The organism is Clostridia bacterium, from assembly GCA_017410375.1.
Lineage (GTDB): Bacteria > Bacillota > Clostridia > RGIG6154 > RGIG6154 > RGIG6154.
In genome coordinates this window covers 1-23603 of the sequence record JAFQQW010000052.1, presented here as the reverse complement: position 1 = coordinate 23603, position 23603 = coordinate 1, and the positions used below count along the sequence as shown (strand labels likewise).

Below are 23603 nucleotides of genomic sequence, written 5' to 3'. Positions count from 1 at the left end.
TTTGCGTGGGAGAGGGTGGATTATTTGAACCATGTCGGCGGAGCCGAGTGGTTCGTCGACGCACCTGCAAAACCGCGACAGGTTTTGCAGAGTGCCAAAGTCTCGAGCAAGGAAAGCCTGCGCAAGCGACCGGGTCGCTCGCAGGATGACGAAGCGCAGAGTATCCAAAAGCCACCAAACAGAAAGACACCGTAAGGTGTCTTTTTTGTTTGCGTGGGAGAGGGTGGATTATTTGAACCATGTCGGCGGAGCCGAGTGGTTCGTCGACGCACCTGCAAAACCGCGACAGGTTTTGCAGAGTGCCAAAGTCTCGAGCAAGGAAAGCCTACGCAAGCGACCGGGTCGCTCGCAGGATGACGAAGCGCAGAGTATCCAAAAACACCAAACAAAAAGACACCGTAAGGTGTCTTTTCTTATATAGCCAAACTACACAAAAATATATTCGTATCATATGAAACGCCAAAAAAGTATTGCTTTTTGGCGCGTGAAAAGCTATAATAAAAGCGGAGGCGATGATATGGCATACAGGAAGGAACAGTTAAAAAAAGATTTGCGTGTGCTGGGTGTTTGTCCCGGCGATGCGGTGATGATACATTTTTCTTATAAGGCGTTAGGCGAAGTGGAAGAGGGTGCACAGGGCATTTTTGATGCGATTGTTGAATTGCTGGGTGAGGAAGGCACTTTGCTTGTACCCGGCTTTTCCTGGAATAGTGTGGATTATGAACACCCCGTATTTGATCGCGACAAAACGCCTTCCTGCGTGGGCTATCTTCCCGAATATTTCAGAACGCATGTGAATGGGTATGTCCGCAGTATGCACGCGACGCACTCGGTTTGTGTTTTGGGTAAGCATGCGGAAACACTTGTCAAAGACCACGAAAAGGATTTAACCCCCGTGGGCAAAAATTCGCCTATCATGAAGCTTGCCGAAATGGGCGGTAAGATTCTGATGCTGGGGTGCAGTCCCGACCACCTGACCATTATGCACGGTGTAGAGGAAACGGCTGAGCCGCCATACCTTTTTGACCGTGAAAAACCAATCGAGTATATTTTGCGGAACGGGGAAGCCGAAATGCATCAGACCGCAATCCGTCACAGCTTTGAAAAAGAGGGGTATAGGTATGGTCAGGTGTATTCGCGCATTCTAAACCTTTTGGACGAGGGCGAGTACAGCCACGGCAGGGTGCTTGAGGCGGAAAGTTATCTGTTTTCCGCTTCGGCAATAGTGGAGAAAGGACACAAGAAATTATTGGAAGATCCCTATTATTTTGTAAACAAAACCAAAATCTGAAAAAGGGTGCAGAATGAAAAACAATAATTTGTTTCGAAAAACAAACCTCAAGTATCGTTTTTTAAGGTTTACACAAGGCATGGCTTATGGTATACTTTGGGTATAGGATAACGATTGGAGGAATCGGTATGAGAAAAAAACAATATGTAGATGTCATTGAAAAGGTGTTTGGTGCTTATACCTTAGAACACATCCGTGCTTACACCGAAACGGTTCGCAAAAACAGTATTGAAGAGCATGGCTATCCCAGAGTGGTGGCAAACTTAGGTTTTCTGCTTGCCCACGGCAAAAAGATAGAAATGAAAGATGCGTTCGTTGGCATGATGGATTTGTGCTGTGCCGAGCTTCCTGTATGCCTTGGCAAAAACGGCGGCAGAACAGGTAACGATTTTTCGGTAAAGGAAATTACCATTACCATTTTAGAACTGGAAAAAGCTAAAATTTTCCCCGAAAGCTACACCAAAAGATGGCGTGCAGAGCTTGCGAAAATCGACCCCTATACAACCTATAAAGACATTGCAAGCGTTCCGCCTGTAAGAATCGGCAATTGGGCGGCGTTCGGTGCGGCAAGTGAACAGCTTCGTAAATTTGCAGGCATCGGTGATGAAAGTGCGTTTATTGATAATCAGGTTGCATCCCAATTGCTTTCCTTTGACCAAAATGGTATGTACCGCGACCCCAGAGAACCCATGGTATACGACGCGGTAACCCGCCTCCAGCTTGCGGCGGCACTCTTTTTCGGCTTTGACGGCGATCATGCCAAAAAGCTTGAAAAACAGCTTGTAAAATCTGCCGACCTGACTTTGAAACTGCAGTCTGTAACGGGTGAAATTCCTTACGGTGGCAGAAGCCAGCAGTTCTTACATAACGAAACCTTTTTTGCGGCACTTTGCGAATATTACGCAACCTATTTCAAGAAAAAAGGTGATTTGGAACGCGCAGGTAAATTCAAACGCGCGGCAAGACTTGCCATTGACAATGTGAATATGTGGCTTGCCGAAACCCCCATTCATCATGTGAAAAATTTCTTCCCCACCGAAACCAAATTCGGTTGCGAAGAGTATGCGTATTTTGACAAATACATGGTAACCGCAGGCTCCTGGGCGATTTTAGCCTACTGCTTTGCAGACGATGGTATCAAGGAATTGCCTACCGTGACCGAAACCGAAAACTATGCCTTTGAAACCTCTAAATATTTCCACAGAGCCTTTGCGAAATTTGGCTCGTATCTGGTGCAGGGCGATACTGACGGTGACGGTTGGTATGATGCAAGCGGTATCGGCAGAATCCATAAAAAGGGCGTTCCCTCGGCGCTGGGTCTTACAGTACCCATGAATCTGCAGGAGGTTGCACACTATCATATCGATATCAAAAATCCCTCGAAATTCTCTATCTGTGGCGGTATCGAAACCAAAAAGGGTTTTGTATACGGCTATGAGGATGAAACCAAGCACACCTTTAAAGACATCATTTCCACCGATACCTACTCTGCCTTTACCATGCATTGCAAGGCAAAGGACAAGGAATATGATTTAATCTGTAAGGTAAGCAAAAACGGCGTGGAAATTACTGCAGAGGGTAAGGGTAATTTAGAGATTGTATTCCCGTTGTTTATGTTTGACGGTGCAACCCACACCGAAATGTGGGGCACCAAAAACAAGGTTGAAGTGCTTTATAAAGGGTGCTTTGCCCGTTACAGCTCCAGAAATAAAATGGAAATTACAGATGCAGTTTACGCAAACCGAAGCGGTTATTACAAGGGCGCAAAGGTAAGCGGTAAAGATAAAGTGACAGTTAAAATTAAACTTGGAAAGGCAAGAAAATAATTATGGAAAAGACAAAAGTAATTTTAGACACAGACATCGGTACCGATATTGACGATTCGGAGTGCTTAGCCTATCTTTTGTGCCAGGAAAAGTGCGATTTGTTAGGCATTACCACCGTTTCGGGCGAAGCGGTGGAGCGTGCGATGCTTGCAAGCGTTATCCTACGTGCCGCAGGCAAAAAAGTGCCGTTGCATCCCGGTGCAGACAAGCCTCTTTGCTCCAAAAACTATCAGCCCCGGGCAGGGCAAAAGGAAAAGCTGGAGTTTTGGGAACACGATACCGATTTTGAGCCTTATTCCGCCATTGAGTTTTTAAGAGAAACGATTGAAAAGTATCCGGGTGAGGTGGTGTTGCTTGCCATAGGACCGCTTACCAATGTGGCACTCCTTTGTGCAAGCTATCCTGAAACGGTAAAGAAGTTAAAGGAACTGGTTATCATGGGCGGTGAATTTTTCCAACCGGAAAAGTTTGCGGAATGGAACATCCGTTGCGACCCGTATGCCGCAAAAATTGTGTTGCAGTCGGGCGTAAAAATGCGTCTTATCGGCCTGGACGTTACCCGAAAGGTCACCATGAAAACCGCAGATTTCGCAGAAAAGTTTACCTCGGACGTGCTAAAACCCGTAAAGGATTTTTCGGAGGTGTGGTTCCGGAACAGCGAGATATCCACCTTCCACGACCCCTTAGCGGCAACCGTGCTGTTTGAGGATTTGTGCACCTTCAAGCAAGGAACTGTGACGGTGGATTTGACCGGTATCGGTGAAAAGGACGGTTTGAAGGGCAGAACCTATTTTGAAGAGGGGGACGGCTGCCATTTTGTGGCAGACACTGTAAAGCCTGAAGCATTCTTTGAACATTACTTTGAATTGACTACAAAATAAAAATAAGGCAAGAACGAAAGTTCTTGCCTTATTTTTATATGATTGCTTTCTTTTTCCAGTTACCTTTTAAATAGAAGATGGTGGTCAGCACCGCGCCTAAAATCCAGGTGCAAAGCAGAGAAATCTGGATGCATTCCTGATGTCCTAAGGGCAGTTCAGGGGTTCTTGTTAAGTAGGAGATGCCGTATGCCAGCGGAATACGGGCACAAACGGTGGTCAGGAGCGAGATCCACATAGGGGTTACGGTATCACCTGCACCGCGCATAACACCCGACAGGCTCTGGGTTACTGCCATGGCGATGTAGCCTGCCGCTAAGATTTGCATCAGATGTACACTTAAATCCACAAGCGCTTTTGTTTCGGTAAAGGCACCCATTAAGTATTTGCCGAAGATTAAAATGATACCGGTAATCAGCGACGAGCAAAGCACCGAAATAATCAGACCATGTCTTGCACCGACGTTTAAGCGGTCGTATTTTTTGGCACCGATATTCTGTCCTGCATAAGTGGTCATGGTTGTGCCGAACGAAAGGTTTGGCATCATGGCAAAGCCGTCCACACGCATAACCACAACGTTTGCGGCAATAAACTGCTCGCCGAACTGGTTGGTTAATGCCTGCACCACAATCATGGCAGAGGACATGATTGCCTGGGTTAGTCCCGAGGGAAGTCCCAGCTTAATCAACGTGATTACACTTTTCTTGCGAAGCTTTAGAACGTCTGAATTCAAATCGAAAAATTCGCGCATTTTCGAAAGCTTTCTAAGACATAACAGGGAAGAAACAAACTGGGCAATAATTGTTGCCAAAGCAACGCCTGCAACCCCCATGTGTTTTACAAACAAAATGTCAAGCACAATGTTGATGGCGGTTGCAACCAGCAGATAAACAAGAGCGGCAACCGAGTCGCCCAGACCGCGGATGATACCGCTTAAAATGTTATAGTACGCCATGCCGGCAATGCCCAACATGGAAATAAGCAGATAGTTTGCACAGTCGTCAAATATCGCTTTTGGGGTATTTAAAAGGGATAAAATCGGACGGATAAAAAATGGTGTGACAACCATCAGAAACAGACAGCAAATGGCAGTAACCGTAATACAGTTTCCCACCGTTATCGAAAGATTTTGTCTGTCCCTTGCACCAAAATACTGGGAGGCCATAATGGTTGCCCCGGCAGAAATGCCGATGAACAAAACCAAAAGCATATTTAAAATGGGAAGCACACTGCCGACCGCGGCTAATGCGTTGTCCCCGATATAGTGACCCACCACAATGCTGTCTACCGTGCTGTAAAGCTGTTGGGCAATGTTGCCAATCAGCATGGGTATGGAAAATGCCAGAATGCTTTTCCAGGGTGTTCCGACAGTCATGTCGGTGGGTGCGAATAAATTGCGCATAAAATACCTCTCTTTCAACTTTTGTAAAACAACTTAACTATTTTATCATAAATAAGGAAAGAAATCAATATTTTGCATGTGAAAAATATGTGAAAAGGGGTTGTAATTTTATTACAGCCCCTTTTTTAGGGAATAGGAAAAAATGTTTGGAATGGACAAACTGAGCCCAAACCGCGTTACAACGCGGTTTGGGGTTACCCGAAGGCGTACAAAGGTACGTCGAGAGGCGAAGTTTGTTCATAGCAAAAACGCATTTATCAAAAGAAAACGCGCAAAATTTTGCGCGTTTTCTTCATTTTGTATCTTTCTCGTAAGTTTGCACAAACTTTGTTTGTCTTTATACTCGCGTTTTTGCGATCCGGACTTTTTTTACATTCCCTTTTCTTGTATTATTTATAATCACCTAAGTAATCGGTATTCATGGCAAAAATCTCGTCGCACATTTGTCGGATTTCTTCCATAGAGCAAACGGCAGAGGAAAGGGGATCCATATACATTGCCTGATAAACCATTTCGCGGCTCTTTTGCATTGCGGCTTCAATGACCAGCGATTCAATACGCGCGGTGTTGTTGACCATAATGGCAAGGTGGGCGGGCAAAGGACCTGCAATGGTGGTTTTAAAGCCCATACGGTCGGCAACCACAGGGACTTCCACGCATGCATCATTGGGAAGATTTGGAATGGAACCGTTGTTTAGTACATTGCCGTTAAAGAGGAAGGGCTTTCCGTCGCCGATGCGGGCATTAAACACATCTGCCGCATATTCGACACTTTTGTTTTTGTCAACGGGTTTTGCTAAGAAATCCTCGTACTGCTTCCTCGGATTTGCCTTGCGCGCCTGACGTAGCTTTAAGGAATAGGCGTGCTCGCCCGGATTCCAGCCGGTGCCGTGGGTGCAGTATTTTTCAATCAGGTCGGGGCGTTTTCTGAACCATTGGTTGTATTCCGAGTGGTGTCCGCTGGATTCGGTGGTGTAGTAGCCAAGCTTTAAGAACATTTCGTTGCGCACCTGTTCTCTGTCATACACCTCTCTGTTTTCCGAAATCAGTTTATACAGGCGCGGATATAAGTCTTCGCCCTTATGGGAAAGCTCCGTGTAAAATGCCATATGGTTGATGCCCATGCATTTGTAAACAACTTCTTCCACCGGAACGCCTAACCATTCGCTAAGCATCTTAATGGTGCCCTGTACGCTGTGGCAAAGTCCCGTAACCTCCACATTAGCATATTTTTGCATGGCACCGCAAAGGATTGCCATGGGGTTGGTGTAGTTTAAAAACACCGCGTTGGGACAGTAGCATTCAATGTCTTTGCAGATATCCAGCATGAGCGGAATGTTGCGCAAGGCTCTGAAAATGCCTGCTACACTTCGGGTATCGCCCACATTCATGTCAATGCCGTATTTTTTTGGAATGATAATTTCGTGTTGCCAGATGTCCACATCTCCGTTGAAAACGGTGCAAAGCACGCCGTCTGCATCCTTTAAAGCGGTCGCACGGTCTGTGGTGGGCGTGATTTTACAGTTCGGACACCCCATTTCGGTGATGATTTTTTCGCAAACCTCTGTAATGCTCTTTAAATTTGCTTCGTTTACATCCATCAGAGCAAATTCGGTTTCTTTAAAAGCAGGGAATGTTAAAAGATCGCGCACAAGACTTGAGGTAAACTGCAGACTGCCTGCACCGATTAATGCAAATTTTTTCATTTTGAAAACCTCCGTTTCATTTCTGTCTTTAGTATAACGCTGAAAGTATGATGTTTCTATACATAAAACCGTTTTTTATATGGACAAAACTGTCATTTTGTGCTACAATAAACAAAAGGCGGTGAGCGGGTTGCGGATTGAAGTAAAGGAATTTGTGGATCAGACCAATTTTGCCTCCGGGCATTTTCTGCAAATTAACAGTTGTGGGTTTCAGCGAAACGGGACAGAACGGTATACCGTTCTGCGTACCAACGGCAGACAGGATTATCATTTTTTGTATGTGACAAAGGGCTGTGTGGTGGCGGAAACAAAGATCGGAGACGTGGCACTTCATGCAGGAGATTTATTGCTGTACCGTCCCTTTGAAAAACAGCTATACAGCCATGGCGTTCAGGGCGAAAGCTGTTCGTGCTGGATACATTTTTCGGGGACGGGCGCAGAGGATTTGCTGGAATCTGCAGGCTTTTTGGCAAATCAGGTGTTTCATGTGGGCTTAGACAGCACACTGATTCAATTGTTAGAGCGTATGGTCAGCCATTTTCAGCCCCGAAGTAAAAACTTGCTTTGTATTTCGTTTTTGGTGCAGTTTTGCGCATTGGCAGGGAAAAACAATACCGAAACCCTGCATACCGATAAACGCATTGCACCTGCTTTGGCATACATGAATACCCATTATACAAAAAATTATTCCAACGACTATTATGCGAAGCTTTGCGGAATAAGCGAAACGCGGTTTTCACATCTGTTTAAACAAATTATGGATGTTTCGCCCCATCGGTATATTTTACGCTTAAAGCTTGACCGGGTGCAGTATCTTCTGACCTATTCGGACATGACGGTAGCTGAAATTGCAAGTGTCACAGGCTTTCCGGATGCGCTTTATTTGTCACGGCTGTTTAAAAAGCAAAAGGGTATGTCGCCTACGGAATTTAAACACAGATATCGGGTATAAGCATTTGAAAAAAGGGCATCCTATAAACAAAGGAGGCTTGATATAAATGTTTAAACACGAAAAAATGCTGTTTCACCCAGTGGGAATTGAAAAACCGAATCCGCAATATGCGGCACTGTTGCAGGAACAGTTAGGCGGTGGAAACGGAGAGCTTAAGGCGGCGATGCAGTATATGTCCCAAAGCTTTCGCATTAAGGATGCGGAAATCAAGGATTTGTTTCTGGATATCGCGGCAGAAGAATTGAGCCATATGGAAATGATTGGGCAGACCATCTGTTTGCTGAACGGACATGATGTGGATGTGACCAAGGTGCCGGCAGGTGAAATACAGACGCATGTCCAGATTGGCTTAAATCCCGGGTTGATTAACGCCTCGGGCTATTCCTGGACAGCTGATTATGTGACGGTGACCGGGGATTTGTGTGCAGATTTGCTGTCTAATATTGCATCCGAACAGCGGGCGAAGGTAACGTATGAATATCTTTACCGCCAGATTGAGGACAAAAAGGTTAGAGAAACCATTGACTTTTTGCTGAATCGGGAGGAGGCACACAACGCCATGTTCCGTGAAGCATTTAACAAGGTGCAAAATAGTGGGTCTAATCGGGATTTCGGTACGACCAAGGCTGCGAAAATGTATTTCAGCCTGTCCGAACCCTCACCCAATGACAATCCGTTCAAAAAAACAGAGGTGGAAAAGCCTGTATTTAAATAATAAAAAGGACTGTAATTATTTACAGTCCTTTTTATTACTGTTGACAAAATTTGCAAAACCCAGTACAATACAATCGGAGGGATGCGATGTGAAAATCTATACACCCGATTATTATTCTGCGTTTCAATGTATAGCAGGCGCGTGTCAGCACAGCTGTTGCGTCGGCTGGGAAATTGTTCTGGATGAGGCGACATTTGCCCGTTACTGTAAAGAGGAAGTACTTAAAAAGCATGTGGCAACAAAGGACGGTGTCCCCTGCATTATACAACAGCAGGATGGCAGATGTCCGTTTCTGAACGCGGATAACTTGTGTGATGTGATTTTAAAGTACGGTGAGGATGCCATCGGACAGATTTGTACCGACCATCCGCGGTTTCGCCATGACTATCAGACCCATACCGAAATGGGGCTGGGGCTTTGCTGTGAGGCAGTGTGTGACCTGGTATTGAATCGGAAAGAAAAAACACAGTTTGAAATGCCGGATATAAGCGCACTTTCCAAGCGTGAGCAGGCGTTTTTTTTCTTGCGTGCCGAACTGATTGGCATGGCACAAAACAGAGAATTTTCGGTAGAAGAGCGAATGGAAAATATTTTAGCCCGTTGCGGTGTGGCGCTGCCTGACCGTAATTGGAAAGAAATGTTTTTGCGCTTGGAGAGGCTGGACAGCGCATGGGATGCATGTGTGGAAGCTCTGGGCAAAGACAAAAAAAGAACGGTGCCTCAACTTCAGGCGGAACAGTTGTTGGTGTATTTTTTGTATCGGCATCTGTCTGGTGCTTTAGAGGACGGCAGATATTTAGAACGCATTCTTTTTTGTGCACTGAGTACAAAGGTGGTTTGTGACATTTTTGCGGGAACTGAAAATGCGTTCGGGGACATTGCGCGGATGTATTCGGCAGAGATTGAATATTCCGAGCAAAACACCGAAGAAATTCTTGAGGCGCTTTCGGAATGAGGTAAAAAATGTTTTTTAGCGAAAAGAGTTGAAAAAAAGATTTTTTTCGTATATAATGGTAAAAGAACATGATTTCCGACAAGAAGGAATAGGATAAAGTAAAGGGGTGAGAATGTGGGAAATACAATGAATCTGCTTGTGACCATTGACAAAAAATATTTAAAACCGCTTTCGACCATGCTTTGTTCCTTCGGAGCGGTGCATCGGACAAACGAAACAGAGGTTTATGTTGCACATTCTTCGCTAGAGCAGGAGGATATTGCTTATCTTGAAAATGAACTGACGGAGTTTTCCAACATTCATATTCACAGCGTACGCATCACCCAAAGCTGGTTTAAGGATACCCCTGTGCTGGAACGGCTTCCGGAAGAATCCTTTTATCGGGTTCTGGCATTTCAGTACCTGCCTGAAACGGTAGAAAAATGTCTGTACTTAGACCCGGATATTTTTGTGATGAAAAATCTGATGTCGCTTTATAATACGGATTTATCCGAAAATTATGTGGCGGCGGCAGGGCATCTTAAGGGTGCGCTGAACTTAATGAACCGCCTGCGTCTTGGTATCAAACAGCCCCGCTATATTAATTCGGGCGTGCTTTTGATGAATCTGAAAGCCATCCGCGAGGATTTTACGGTGGAAAATATTTTAGAAACCTTGGAAAAGCATTTGCAACAGCTTTTGTTTGGAGATCAGGATTTAATCAATATTCTGTTTGACAAAAAGACGGTTTATATCGATGAAACCATTTACAATCTGGATGAAAAAACGTTGCGTATCCATCGGGGCAGTCTGGATTTACAATGGGTAAAGGAAAACACGGCAATTGTGCATTATAACGGAAAATACAAGCCCTGGCTTACGGGCTATGACGGCTTTTTGAATGTGTTTTATCCACCGGTGGAAAAAACGGGCGAGGCAACCCGCGGTACACTTAAAAATCAGGCAAAAGCCATCCGCAATATCATACGGCTGAACAAACAGCAAAAGATTATGCTCCGCACCTCCTTTGTGGTGGTTATGCTGTGTTTGTTGCTCTACACCTTTTTCGGCAAGGAAATGGTGCAGGCAATTCAGGAGCCGGTTACCTTTAAAAGGTGGATGGATAAATTTGGCTATTTTGACGAAGTGGTGTTTATTTTAATCCGAACGGTGCAGACGGTCGTTAAGGTTGTGCCGGCAGCGCCTATGGAGATTGGTGCAGGCTATGCCTGGGGTGCTGTGCTTGGCATGGTGTATTGCTTAATCGGAAATATTTTAGGGACATTTTTGGTGCTTTGGCTGATTAAACGGTACGGCACGCGGGTGATTGAAAAATTCTTCTCGGTTAAGAATTTAAAATTTTTACATGTACTGCAAAGCTCAAAACGATTGCACTGGATGTTGTTTTTCTTATACTTAATTCCCATCGTGCCGAAAGATGCCATCACATACTTTGTAAGTTTTCTGCCGGTAAAGACAGGACCGTTTTTGCTGGTTACGACCATAGCGCGCATTCCTGCGATTTTGGTTATTACCACCTGCGGTGCAGCATTGGCACAGCAAAACTATGTGTTGTCTACGGTGGTTTTTGCAGTCACCATGGTTGTGGGCGCATTGGGCTTGATGTTTTGCTTTAAAAAAACGAATAAAAGAAATAAAAGAGAATCTGTGTAAGTACGCAGATTCTTTTTTAGAAGAATTTGCTTTTTGCGGTAATAATTTTGCATTTTCTTTCGGCTCTGCATAAGATATAATAGAGGCAAGGAGGGAAGTGCTTTATGGAGATTTATTTTGTAAACCGCGACCGGCTGAATGTGTACCTGACCGATCGGGAGCTTAGCGCAAGACATATAGATATACATAAGCTGTTTGAGGATGGGAAAGCTTTTCAGGAAGAGCTTAAAAGCATGCTGGAAAGTGTAGGGGAGAGCGCGCATTTTCCCATTAAAAACACGCCTTTGGAGGTGGAGCTGTTTCCCATTGCAGACGGCGATTTGTTAATCAGCCTTTGTCGGAATGCTGTTTCGGAGGTGCAGGCGGTTTTTTCGGACGCGGAGGACTTGATTGCCTGCTGTGTGGCACTGTCTGACTGTTTTGAAGGTGATAGTAAGCTGTATTTATATGAAGGAAAGTATTATTTGTGTCTCAAAACCTGCCGGGAGAGCGCCTGCACCTGTCTGCTTGCCGAATTTGCAGATAAGGTTTGCGCCCCCTTTGCGGTTTCCGAGGCGGTTTTATCGGAATACGGGCAAAGTATTTGTATGCAAAATTGTGTAGATTTGTTCACAAAACAGTTCGGAAAATAAAAAAATAAAAGAAGAATCACAAAAAAAGAGAAGAAAAATAGAAAAATAATAAAATTTTCTTAAAATATTTTTGGCTATATAAAAGGGATTGAAAACAATTTCGCATTTTTTTGACAAATTTTCGAAAAAAAGGAAGAAATTTCATATAATGTTTAAACTGTGTTCATAATAAGGGTTTATAATTCTAAATGTAGTCAGGAAGAGGCAACAAGGAAAAGACAACGGCTACCTTAAAACTCGCTAATATCTTTTTTATATATTCATCCCTATCTTTTTTTTGACCTGGTTGGTATTCAACCAGGGATTTTTTTTATCCTTTTGCTTGACACGGTGAAAAGAGTGTGATACATTTAAAAAAGAGAGGAGAGATTTGCATGGCTAAGAAATTACATTTGGTATGCAACGCCCACTTAGACCCCGTGTGGCAGTGGGAATGGGAGGAAGGCGCGGCAGAGGCGCTGTCTACCTTCCGTATTGCGGCGGATTTCTGCGAAGAATATGATAGATTTGTGTTCTGTCACAACGAAGCACTTTTGTATCAGTGGATTGAAGAATATGACATGCCCTTATTCGAGCGCATCCGTGAATTGGTTAAAAGAGGTAAGTGGAATATTATGGGCGGTTGGTTTTTACAGCCGGACTGCAACATGCCCTCGGGCGAAGCCTTTGTGCGCCAGATTCAATGGGGCAGAAAATATTTTTTGGAAAAGTTTGGCGTTGTGCCGAAAACGGCAATCAATGTAGACCCCTTCGGACATTCCCGCGGATTGGTGCAAATCTTAAAAAAGACCGGGTATGAGGGCTATCTTTTTATGCGTCCCGTGCGGGGCAGAGGCTTTATGGAAGTGCCTGCACCCGAATTCAAGTGGGTTGGCTACGACGGCTCGGAGGTTGTGGGCATTCGCCTGCACGGCAGTTACAACTCCTTAAAGGGCAAAGCCATCTATAAAATACAAGAATATATCGACCTTTGCGAAGAAGACGATTTCTTCCTTTGTTTCTGGGGTATCGGTAACCACGGTGGTGGTCCTTCAAAGAAGGATTTAGACGATATTGAAGCTTTGAACAACGAGCGAAGCGATGTTGAACTTGTGCACACCACTCCCGATGCATTTTTGGAAGAAGTAAAAGCAAAACGCAATCTCCCCGAATGGAGAGAAAGCTTAAATCCCATGATGGTTGGCTGTTATACCAGTCAGGTACGGGTAAAGCAAAAATACCGTCTTGCAGAAAATACATATTTCTTAACCGAAACCATGTGTGCCCATGCGGCAAATGCAGGCTTGATGGACTATCCCGAAGAGGAACTGCTGAAAGCCTTGTACGACATTCTGCTTATTCAGTTCCATGATATTTTGCCCGGCTCATCCATTCAGTCGGCAGAAGAAATGGGGGTCCGTCTTGCCGACCATGCCATCGAGATTTTAAGCCGTATCAAGGCAAAAGCATTCTTTGCACTGGCATCGGGGCAGAAAAAGGCGGATGCGGACAAAATTCCTGTATTTTTGTATAATCCCTATCCTTATGAAATAGAAGACGATTTTACCTGTGAATTCATGCTCTGGGACCAGTATTTGGATCCGGGCTTCATGGCACCGCAGCTTTTTGATGAAGAGGGGAATGTTGTCCCGGTGCAATGTGAAAAGGAAGAAAGTAATATCGCGATGGAGTGGCGCAAAAAAATTGCGTTCCATGCAACCTTAAAACCCATGCAGTTAAACCGCTTTGACTGTGCCTTTTCAGTCATTCCCGAAGCACCTTTAAAGGTTTGTGACAGCAATGCGACCCACTATGTATTTAAGACAGCGGAAACCGAAATTTCGCTAAACCGCAAAACAGGTCTTTTGGACAGTTATGTAAGAAATGGCAAAGCCTATCTTGCAAAGGATGCCATGGCACTTGAGGTGTATGCGGATAACTTTGACCCCTGGGCAATGAAGGTAACTGCTTTTCCGGATAAGATAGGAGAATTCCGTCTGCTTACCGCAAAGGAAGCCCAAAGCTTTTGTTGCGTGAAGCAGGAAATTGAGCCGGTTCATGTGATTGAAAGCGGAGATGTGCGCACCGTAATTGAGGCGTTATTTGGCTATAACAGTGCAAGAGCGGTGGTCAAATACATTCTCTCCAAAGACGGCGGTTTGAAGGTAGACATCCGTATCATCTGGGACGAAAAGCAGAAAATGGTGAAATTAAGAGTGCCCTCCGGTTTTGCAGATACCTGTCTTGGCGAGCATGCTTACGGCAGAGAGGTTTTAAAAGACGGTTTGAAAGAAAACGTGTCGCAGAAATACATCGCACTTTGTGATGACGAAAAGGCGTTGCTTGCATCCAACAACGGTGTGTACGGGTCTTCTTATGATAAAGGCACGTTGTATATCACTTTGCTTCGTTCGCCCGGCTATACGGCACATCCGGTTGGTGACCGTGAGGTTATGAAGCAGGATCGTTATATGCCCTATATTGAGCAGGGTGAACGGGATTTCTCGTTCCGCTTTGATGTGGGTGCAAAGGCTGACATTTTAGAAAACGCGGCACGTATTGCCCAAAGCTTTAATATGAAGCCCATGGCACTTTCGTTCTATCCCACGGGCACAGGCGAAAAGCCCGAAAGTCCCTTAACTCTTTCGGGGAATGCTGTAACGGTAAATGCATTTAAAAGGGCAGAAAAAGGAAACGGTTATGCGGTGCGCTTGTTTAACTCTACTGAAATGGAAACCTCTGCAACCCTTGGTTACGCAGGAAAACAGGAGAAAATAAAATTTGGCCCCTTTGAAATCAAAACCTTCTTCCTTTCGGCAGACGGTATCAAAGAAACCGACCTTTTAGAAGGACTTTTGAATTAAAAATAGAACATAATACATGGAAAAGTCTACGGAAAGTAGACTTTTTCTTTGAAAAAATCTTAAAATTTCGTCTTTTTGTGGGTTTACCGCACTTGAAAAAAATGATACAATAAAGATAAAGAAAGGTGGGGGACAGATGGACGCGATTTTGATTGGCGAAAATATTGCAAGACTTCGCAAAATGCAGGGGCTTACCCAGCAGGAGCTTGCAGAGCGGTTAAATGTGAGCAACAAGGCGGTTTCCAAATGGGAAAACGGACAAGGGTATCCGGATATTGAGCATTTCCCGGTACTGGCAAATCTTTTTGGGGTATCGGTGGACTATCTGATGAACGGACAGAAAAAAGGCATTACCGTTGCAGGAAATATGCTGGTGGATGTGGTGAAAAACATTGAATCTTTTCCCAAGCCCGGGATGCTTGCGTACATTTCCGAATCCTCCAGAGCGGTAGGCGGTTGTGTGCCGAATGTGGCAATCGACCTTGCAAAAATCGACAGAAGTCTTCCGGTGTATGCATCGGGCAGACTCGGTAATGATGAAAACGGACGGTATGTTTTGTCACAGCTTCAGATTAACGGCGTAAACACCGACCGGGTGGTCTTAGATGCCAAGGAGCCAACGGGTTACAGCGATGTGATGTCGGTGCCCTCCGGAGAGAGAACCTTTTTCCATCAGAAGGGCGCAAACATCAACTTTGTGCCTGGCGATGTGCAGGTGAAAAGCTTAGAATGCGATATTTTCCATATTGGTTATATTCTGCTTTTAGATGCCATGGATGCTGAAAACGAGAAATACGGCACCGTTATGGCAGGTCTTTTAAAGGATGTACAAAGCAGAGGCATCAAAACCTCGGTGGATGTGGTCAGCAGCAACGAGGGCGGTTATGCAGAAAAAATCATTCCCGCGTTAAAGCATTGTAATTATCTGATAATCAACGAAATTGAATGCTGTGCCATTTTTGATATTCCTGCATACGATGAATCAGGCAATTTAGACAAAAGTGCCGTTAAGCTGGCTATGCAAAAGTGTGCCGAGCATGGCGTTTCGGATAAGGTGATTGTACATTGTAAAGAAATCGGCTTTGCGCTGGACGTAAAAAGCGGTCGGTTTACGCAAATGCCCTCTTTAGAAATTCCGAAAGAGGAAATCAAGGGCAGTGTCGGTGCGGGCGATGCCTATTGTGCAGGTTGCTTGTACGGTTTATACAATGGCTACACAGATGAGGAGATTTTAGAATTTGCGGCATCCGCTGCGGCATGTAACTTGTTTGCGGCAAACTCCGTTGACGGCATGAAGCCCAAAACCGAGATTGACAAAATCAGCAAAAAATACGGGAGGAAAAAGGTATGAAGCGTGCAGATTATGAGAGAAAAGTAAAAGAAGCGCTCTGTTATTACGAAAAAGCAGGTATCGCTTTGACTGATGCGGAAAAAGAAAGAATCGAAGTAGCAGATTTGGGTCTGAATCAGATTGATGAGGTGGGTCTTCAGATTTTAACCTATATCAATACCCAAAGAGTGTGTGCGAAAGAAATGGTGCTGACACCTTTCCAGACCTGTCCCGAGCACAAGCATGTGCCTACAAACGGTATGCAGGGCAAGGAGGAAACCTTCCGCTGTCGCTACGGTAAAGTTTATCTTTATGTAGAGGGCGAAGGTAAAAGGGAGGATATTCAAGCTAAAATTCCGCCCACGGACGTGTCCTTTTTCCATGAAGTGATTTTGAATCCGGGTGAACAGTATACCATCATGCCCGAAACCTTCCATTGGTTCCAGGCAGGAAAAGATGGTGCTGTCATTTCGGAATTTTCCACAAGAAGCACAGACGAAACGGATGTATTTACCGATCCTCGTCTTGTCAGAGAACCCAAAATTGAAGAATGAGGTGTAGAAAATGTTAGTAAATTTAAATGATGTTTTAAAAGATGCCCAGAAAAACCATTACGGTGTTGGCCTTTTTAATACCACCGATACCGATATGCTCCAGGCAGTAATCGAAGCGGCGGAAAGCACAAAATCTCCTGTCATTATCGGTACGGCAGAGGTGCTGTTGCCCAGCGGTGAATTACAGTTAATCGCGCCGTCCATCATCCATGCAGCAAAACGTGCATCCGTTCCGGTTGTGGTGCATTATGACCACGGCTTAACCTTTGACCGTTGCATTGAAGCGTTAAAGCTCGGCTTTTCCAGCGTGATGTTTGACGGCTCTGCAGGTGACCTGGAAGAAAATTTAAGGGCAACTCGCGAAATGGTTAAAATCTGCCATTCCATGGGGGTTAGCGTAGAAGGCGAAATCGGGCATGTGGGTCAGGCATCTTCCGGTGACAACGAAGCAAGCGATATGTACACCACTCCCGAAGAAGCGGTAAGCTTTGTGCAAGAAACCGGCGTAGATGCGCTGGCGATTGCCATCGGTACGGCACACGGTGCGTATAAATCAAAGCCCAAGCTGGATATCGAACGCTTAAAGGCAATCCGTGCGGCTTTGGATACACCACTTGTTTTGCACGGCGGTTCGGGTCTTTCGGATGACGATTTTAAGAATACCATCGCAAGCGGTATTGCAAAAGTGAACATTTTTACAGACCTTTGCGTAGCCGGTCAGGAAGCCATGATTGCAAATGCAGGCAAGCCGTATTTGGAAATCCGCGATGCGAAAGTAGAAAACATTAAAAAAGCGGTTATCCGTAAAATGGAGCTGTTCGGTTCTGTAAACCGAGGATAAAGAAACGAAAAAGACATCTTTTTAAAAGATGTCTTTTTTATTATTGAAAAAAAAGGCATCCTTGTAATGGGGTTCAGGCAAAGTCGGATGAAAAAGGTAAAAACGTTGAGGAAAGCTGTGTAATTTTCGCACAGTTTTTTGTAAATTTACATAAATTTATCACATTTTTATGGTAGAATCAGGATAAAGAAAGGAGAGAACTATATGAAAAAAAGAGTTTTATGGGCATGCTTTTTGCTTGCAATCTTATTGGTTTGCTTTTCGGCGGTTGCTTGTGCGACGGAAAGCAACGAAAATACCCTCGTGCTTTCTGACAACGGTATTTCGTTGAACGGTACAACGTTAAATGAGGGGGAAGACGGTGCGGTCACGCTTTCAAGAGACATTATTTATTATGAAGATAAAGATACATACGAAAGTGGAAACGTGTATGGAGAGGGAACGGAGGCGGACAAAGTTTCAGCTGAAGAAGCTAAAGAAAATTTAGTGATTACCATTCGTAAGGCAGGCACATACCGGGTAAGCGGAGCACTGTCAAAAGGGCAGATTGCAGTAGACCTTGGTGAGAATGCCAAAACCGATGAAACAGCTGTGGTGAATCTCATTTTAGATCATGTGGATATTACCTGCACTGTAGCGCCTGTTATTAACATATATAATGTGTATGAATGCGACACGGCATATGTACAGGATTCCGACAATTACAAAGCATCTGCTACGCAGGATACCACAAAGGCAGGCATCAATCTGATTGTGGCAGACGACAGTATAAATAACGTACATGGGGCGTATGTGGCAAAAATCTTTAAAGATACACCTGACCAAAAGAAGCTTCACAAATACGACGGTGCAGTGCAGTCTAAGCAGTCCATGAACATTGACGGTGAGGAAAAGGGCAACGGTGTTTTGAACATCATCGCGGACAACGAGGGCTTAGGCTCTAATATGCACCTTACGGTAAACGGCGGTAAAATCAATATTCAGTCGCAGGATGACGGCATCAATGTAAACGAAGACGGTATATCGGTGCTGACCGTAAACGGTGGCGCAGTACATATTGTGGCAGGTCTGGGGGCTGAGGGTGACGGCGTAGATTCAAACGGATACTTAGTGATTAACGGCGGTGTGGTGATTGCCATCGCAAAGCCTATGGCAGACTCGGGATTGGATAGCGATATGGGTTCTTTTGTAAACGGCGGATACGTGGTGGCAACCGGCTCACCCATGGACTGGACTGAAAGTGATTCCAAGCAGGTTACTATGAATATTCAGTTCGCTTCTCAGCAGGATGCAACCGAAGCAATCATTGTCACCGATACCGAAGGGAAGGTTTTGTTTGCCTACGATCCTGAAAAGGATGAAACCACCGACAAAAATCAACGAGGCTATCAGGGGGCGGTAATCAGCTGTCCCGAGTTTGAGGTGGGTAAAACCTATTATTTGTATGTGGGAGGCGAAGTGTCGGGTACCGACACGGACGGCCTGTATGATAAAGATACCGTAACAGGCTTTAGCGGAGCAACACAGCAACAATATACAGGAACTGATTTGCGTGGGCACGGAGGCATGCGTCCGGGTGGCGGTCGAGGTCCGCGACCGGAAGGATTTGTACCACCCGAGGGTTTTGAGCATGGTCAGCGTCCGGAAGGTGTCATGCCACCCGAGGGTTTTGAACCGCCTGAAGATTTTCAGCCGGGACAGAGACCCAAAATGTCCGAGGGGATGACACCACCCGAAGGGTTTATGCCAGGTGGCTTTAATGGTGAAAGTGCACCGCAGGGGCCGGGAATGATAGAATTTTTGATGGGTGATAAGGTGAACCGTTTCAGCGGTGTTTCGGATGCCACTGAAGAGGCATTAAAGCCGACCGCGATGCTTCCCTTTAAGGATGTGAAAAAAGAGGACTGGCATTATAACGAAATTGAAATGGCATACAAAAACGGCTTGCTTAAAGGGGTGTCTTCCGATACCTTTGAACCGGATAGCGGTTTGACCCGTGCGATGCTCTGGACGGTGATTGCAAGACTGAACGGTGTAGAAAAGAGTCTGCCTGAAAATGCGGGAGCATTCTGGTACAGCACTGTGCAGACGTATGTGCAGGAAAATAACATCTCAGACGGCACCGAGCCGGAAAGCGAAATCACAAGGGAACAGCTGATAACCATGCTCTGGAGAGTGGCAGGTTGTCCGGGAAGCGAAAATGCGCCGGGAAACTTTAAGGATTCGGAAAACCTTTCGGCGTACGCAAAAGAAGCGATGCGATGGGCAACTGAAAAGGGTATTTTGCAGGGTACAGATGAAAGCCTTAAGGGTACACATAAAGCAACCCGTGCCGAAGCAGCTGCTATTTTAAACCGTTATGTAAAACAATAATATAAAAAAGTCTGTGGCAACTGCCACAGACTTTTTTAGTAGGAGTTTACATAGCGCTTATACTCGGTGGGGGTTAGTCCGGTCTGCTTTTTGAACTGGCGGGAGAAGTAATAGATGTCCGAAAAGCCCGAGGCTACCGCCACCTCCGAGATTTTTGCTTTTCGGTAGGTCAGCAATGTTTTGGCGTGGTCAATGCGCAGATTCAGCAGATACTGCATGGGGCTTATGCCGTGAATTTCGTGGAAAAGACGCCTGAAATAGGTTTCACTCATGCCCACCGTGCGGGCAATGGCGCTGAGCAGTAAATCCGAATCCCGATACCGCCTCTGCAGTTCATAGTCAGCCCGTTCAATCTGGGCATGCTTAAACGAGGATTTGGGTTCGGTGGCGGTGTACTGCTTTGCAAGAATGGCATAAATCTGATATAACAGGCTTAAACACTCAATTTTACTGTCGGGCTTGTTTTGCACATCCGCTTCTAACATTTTGCGGAACAACGGCGTAAAATCTGTGTCCGAATCCGAGAAAAGCTCGCATTTAAAAGGAATGGGCGAAGGCGCAAATCTGAATTCTACAAAAATATAGGAATAGTAATCCGTTTCGGCACGCATGGAATAGGGCGTGCCGTTTTTTATAAATAAAAGTCTGCCGGGAGAAAGGGTAAAGGTACGGTCTGTTTTGTATACCGACTGACCGCTGATGACAAAAATAAAGCAGTCACCCGGTCTGCCGTTTGTCTGATAGGTGTCCCCTTTTTGCATAGATGCCGCGCGGATTTTTAAAATCTGTAAAATTTCGGGCTGTTGTTCCAGAAAAGATACTTGCATTTTTCTCACCTCTCTCATAGAATAACACGAAAAACGCAAAAAATCAATAATTTTGTGCCGAAAAGTACAAAAAACTTAGCCAAAATACATTTACATTTCAGATTTGTGTGCTACAATAAAAGCAGGAGGGATGAAAATGCGCAAATTTCTATTTGGATTTTTATGTATGCTTTTGCTTATGCTGTCGGTATTGCCTTGTCTGGCAGAAAGCTTTGAGATTTCGGTTAACCGAATCGGCATGAGCGGACAAAATCTGCGCCTTGTGGTGCCTGCCAAGGAAATTCCGGCAGACCTTACCGCAGCAGACGTCATCGGCGGTGTAATCAACGGTGAAATGAAATATCTGGCAGATGAAGCAGGACGGACGGATTTAACCATGAAAGACAGCGAGATTGTCGGCTTTGAGCCGGGAGATACAAACACCGTTGTGGTGATTGCCTCCAATGATTTTGTAAATGTGAACAACATAGATGACGGCACGGCGAAATACGATTGCAAATTAACCGTGACGATACCGGATAAGCCGGAGGTTCCGAAAGGTTCCCGTTCATTTCAGGTAACTTTCCTGCGGGGCGGTAACGCAAAATATGCGCGTCTTGTGGTGCCTGTTTCGGAAATTCCTGCGGATTTAAAAGCCGCAGACCTTAAGGGCGCAACCATCACGGGCATTTTAGAGCATAACACAGACAAAGCATTGAGTCTTACCTTAAACAACCGCATCGAATCGGTTGAACTGAAAGAAACCGAAGCGGTGTTGACCGTAGAGGACGGCGAAACCTTTTCTAAGGATTTGTTTACGGTAGGCAAGGCTTATACAGGTGTGCTGACCGTAACCGTTTCTGTGCCCGAAGGCATTTTTGTAAAGGATTTGTTTTCGGCAGGGGTAAACACCTCTTTTTGTATCAGTAATATGACACAAACGCCTATCACCAAAGCAAAGGCGTATGTGGTGGCATACAATGCATCGGGTAAAATGGTGGATGTCTGCAGTCAGGATTTTGCCTTAGAGGCATACACGGCAACCAAAAAATTAGAGGTTGTATTTGAGCCGACCGAGCCATGGACAAACGGAAAGGTTTTTCTGTTTAACGTTGAAAAGGGCATTGAACCGTTGGTGGATACGGTAAGCTTTGCGTATCAGGACCCTGATTTTGCAGTTCCTGATTATGGCGGGGAGGACTACGGCACGGTGGCAAAGGACGATTGGAGATTAGACGAAACCCATGCAGGGGAATTCAATATTCGGAACGGTGCGCCCAATTTCTGGGCAAAGGTGGAAAAGGGCGAAGAAGTAACCCTTGCCTTTATCGGCGGTAGTGTAACCCAAGGGTACACCTGGTGCGGAAGCCTTTTGCGTTATTTCCGTGCCACTTACCCGAATGTGACTTTTAATGACCATAACATCGGTCTTTCGGGTACGGGAACAGAAGTGGGTGTGATTCGCTTAAGTAACGACGTTTTCCCGTTGAAGCCTGACATCATTTTCATTGAATACGGCGGAAACGGCGGTACAGATCCGCAGATGGAGGGCATGTTCCGTAAAATCCGTGCCTTTGACCCGAGTATTGATATTGTGATGGTGAACACCATGCATGCAGACTGGTATCAGACCTATAAATCGGGCGATTTGCCGTCCAACATCAAGCGATTTGAAAAGATTGCAGAGCATTACGGTGTGCCGTCGGCAAGCTTTGGTCCGCAGGTGGTGGATTATTATGACGAAGGAAAGCTTACCCTTTCGGGCAATCAACAGGACGGTAAAGTTCTGTATGCCAAGGATGGCATTCATCCCACCGAAAACGGCGGTCAGCTTGCAGGCGGTGCGGTGGTAAGGAGCCTGATTGCCATGCGTGAAGTTGGTGTGACCGAAAAAGCACACACCATGCCGACTGCCATCAACAGCGATAACTGGGAAAAGGCAAGCAGTGTCGGTTTTTCTGATTTTGACAAAGTAAAGTTTGAGGGTAGCTGGTTTGACTGCTTAAATGACGGAAGCGGAAGCAACTACGGTACAAATTATCCCTATACGGGCGGTTATGTGACCACCTTTAAGAAAATTTTCCCGGTTGGTATGAAAGGTACAGCTACAGCAGGCGCCAAGGTTACCGTAAAGTTTAAAGGCTGTACGGTAGGCTTGTTTGAAGCGGGCGGTCAGTATTCGGGACAGGTAAAGGTAACGGTAGACGGCGTACCGCAGGATAAGGTGATGCGTCTTTACTGCAACTACGATTCAAAGCCGAGACATCAGATTTATTATATTGATGCACTTCCCTATGGCGAGCATGTCGTAACCTTTGAGTTAGACAGCACCATGCCCGATAAATCTGCGTTGCAGAACAAGAATCCGAATGATACGCTGTATCAGAAAAACGAGCTGTATGTCGGACGGCTGGTCAGCGATGGTGAAATTTTAGCATATTGACAATAGAATTTGCAGAGCCTGATTTAAAGGCTCTGCTTTTTTATAGTCTCTGTCCTACATGAGTATTGGTAAACAAAAATATACAATTTTAAATATAATTATGCATAAGGTTTGTTAAGTTAACAATTTTGTTAAATTTATCTCTGTATCGTGACAAATGAGTGAAAGTATGTTATAATATAGTCAGAAATTGGAACATTTTTCTAATTTCCAAGTCTATATAAGTAGAAAGAGTTAGAAAAAAAAGAATTTGACGAAGGAGGTGTGCAATGAGCAACAAAGACATTATAAAATATTTTTACGAAGTGGTTGTCTCCGAAAACCTGCTTGATGAGCTTCATAAATACATCTCAGAGGACTGTGTGCAAAGAGTTGGAGAAAAAGTATATTTTGTTGGAACAGC

At 45.0% G+C, this 23603-nt stretch carries 18 protein-coding genes; 15 read left to right on the top strand and 3 right to left on the bottom strand.

The window, feature by feature from the left end; genetic code table 11:
- From IJE10_07870 to IJE10_07855, 4 genes are all read left to right on the top strand, one after another.
- Positions 1–195, top strand: a 195-nt coding sequence (locus IJE10_07870; GenBank protein MBQ2968015.1) for a hypothetical protein, incomplete at its 5' end; no start/stop codon positions are given.
- A gap of 322 nt (positions 196–517) precedes the next feature.
- Positions 518–1291: an AAC(3) family N-acetyltransferase gene (locus tag IJE10_07865; protein ID MBQ2968014.1), complete on the top strand. Its 774-nt coding sequence runs from the start codon at positions 518–520 to the stop codon at positions 1289–1291.
- A 128-nt stretch (positions 1292–1419) separates the two neighbouring features.
- A complete protein-coding gene (locus IJE10_07860) occupies positions 1420–3117 on the top strand; it encodes a hypothetical protein (protein ID MBQ2968013.1) in 1698 nt (565 codons plus the stop codon).
- Between the two features lie 2 nt (positions 3118–3119).
- Complete coding sequence (locus IJE10_07855) at positions 3120–3998, top strand: nucleoside hydrolase (protein ID MBQ2968012.1); 879 nt, start codon at positions 3120–3122, stop codon at positions 3996–3998.
- Positions 3999–4032: 34 nt separating this feature from the next.
- Here the strand turns inward: IJE10_07855 and IJE10_07850 are convergent, their stop codons facing one another.
- Complete coding sequence (locus IJE10_07850; GenBank protein MBQ2968011.1) at positions 4033–5397, bottom strand: MATE family efflux transporter; 1365 nt, start codon at positions 5395–5397, stop codon at positions 4033–4035.
- A 389-nt stretch (positions 5398–5786) separates the two neighbouring features.
- The gene (locus tag IJE10_07845) at positions 5787–7103 is read right to left on the bottom strand and encodes an alpha-glucosidase/alpha-galactosidase (protein MBQ2968010.1); all 1317 of its coding nucleotides are present in this window, start codon (positions 7101–7103) and stop codon (positions 5787–5789) included.
- A 130-nt stretch (positions 7104–7233) separates the two neighbouring features.
- Between IJE10_07845 and IJE10_07840 the strand changes: the two genes are divergently transcribed.
- The 10 genes from IJE10_07840 to IJE10_07795 all read left to right on the top strand — a co-directional run bounded on the left by IJE10_07840 (position 7234) and on the right by IJE10_07795 (position 19951).
- Positions 7234–8055, top strand: a complete 822-nt coding sequence (locus tag IJE10_07840) for a helix-turn-helix transcriptional regulator (GenBank protein ID MBQ2968009.1) — start codon at positions 7234–7236, stop codon at positions 8053–8055.
- A 46-nt stretch (positions 8056–8101) separates the two neighbouring features.
- Entirely contained in the window at positions 8102–8770 is a 669-nt protein-coding gene (locus IJE10_07835; protein ID MBQ2968008.1) for a manganese catalase family protein, read from the top strand.
- 88 nt (positions 8771–8858) lie between these two features.
- A complete protein-coding gene (gene fliB / locus IJE10_07830) occupies positions 8859–9725 on the top strand; it encodes a flagellin lysine-N-methylase (protein ID MBQ2968007.1) in 867 nt (288 codons plus the stop codon).
- Between the two features lie 114 nt (positions 9726–9839).
- Entirely contained in the window at positions 9840–11378 is a 1539-nt protein-coding gene (locus tag IJE10_07825) for a VTT domain-containing protein (GenBank protein ID MBQ2968006.1), read from the top strand.
- A 104-nt stretch (positions 11379–11482) separates the two neighbouring features.
- On the top strand, positions 11483–12010 hold the full coding sequence (locus tag IJE10_07820; protein ID MBQ2968005.1) for an adaptor protein MecA: 528 nt from the start codon (positions 11483–11485) through the stop codon (positions 12008–12010).
- 374 nt (positions 12011–12384) lie between these two features.
- The gene (locus tag IJE10_07815) at positions 12385–14853 is read left to right on the top strand and encodes an alpha-mannosidase (GenBank protein MBQ2968004.1); all 2469 of its coding nucleotides are present in this window, start codon (positions 12385–12387) and stop codon (positions 14851–14853) included.
- Between the two features lie 136 nt (positions 14854–14989).
- Positions 14990–16204 (top strand): helix-turn-helix domain-containing protein, encoded by a 1215-nt coding sequence (locus tag IJE10_07810; protein MBQ2968003.1) that lies wholly within the window; start codon positions 14990–14992, stop codon positions 16202–16204.
- Entirely contained in the window at positions 16201–16737 is a 537-nt protein-coding gene (locus IJE10_07805; protein ID MBQ2968002.1) for a D-lyxose/D-mannose family sugar isomerase, read from the top strand. The genes IJE10_07810 and IJE10_07805 overlap by 4 nt, the downstream gene beginning before the upstream one ends.
- Before the next feature lie 10 nt (positions 16738–16747).
- A complete protein-coding gene (locus tag IJE10_07800; protein ID MBQ2968001.1) occupies positions 16748–17578 on the top strand; it encodes a class II fructose-bisphosphate aldolase in 831 nt (276 codons plus the stop codon).
- Positions 17579–17782: 204 nt separating this feature from the next.
- Complete coding sequence (locus IJE10_07795) at positions 17783–19951, top strand: S-layer homology domain-containing protein (protein ID MBQ2968000.1); 2169 nt, start codon at positions 17783–17785, stop codon at positions 19949–19951.
- A gap of 35 nt (positions 19952–19986) precedes the next feature.
- On the opposite strand, the gene IJE10_07790 is transcribed toward IJE10_07795, so the two are convergent.
- The gene (locus IJE10_07790) at positions 19987–20778 is read right to left on the bottom strand and encodes a helix-turn-helix domain-containing protein (protein ID MBQ2967999.1); all 792 of its coding nucleotides are present in this window, start codon (positions 20776–20778) and stop codon (positions 19987–19989) included.
- Between the two features lie 136 nt (positions 20779–20914).
- On the opposite strand from IJE10_07790, the gene IJE10_07785 reads away from it, so the two are divergent.
- Entirely contained in the window at positions 20915–23200 is a 2286-nt protein-coding gene (locus tag IJE10_07785) for an SGNH/GDSL hydrolase family protein (protein MBQ2967998.1), read from the top strand.
- Positions 23201–23603 lie beyond the last annotated feature (403 nt).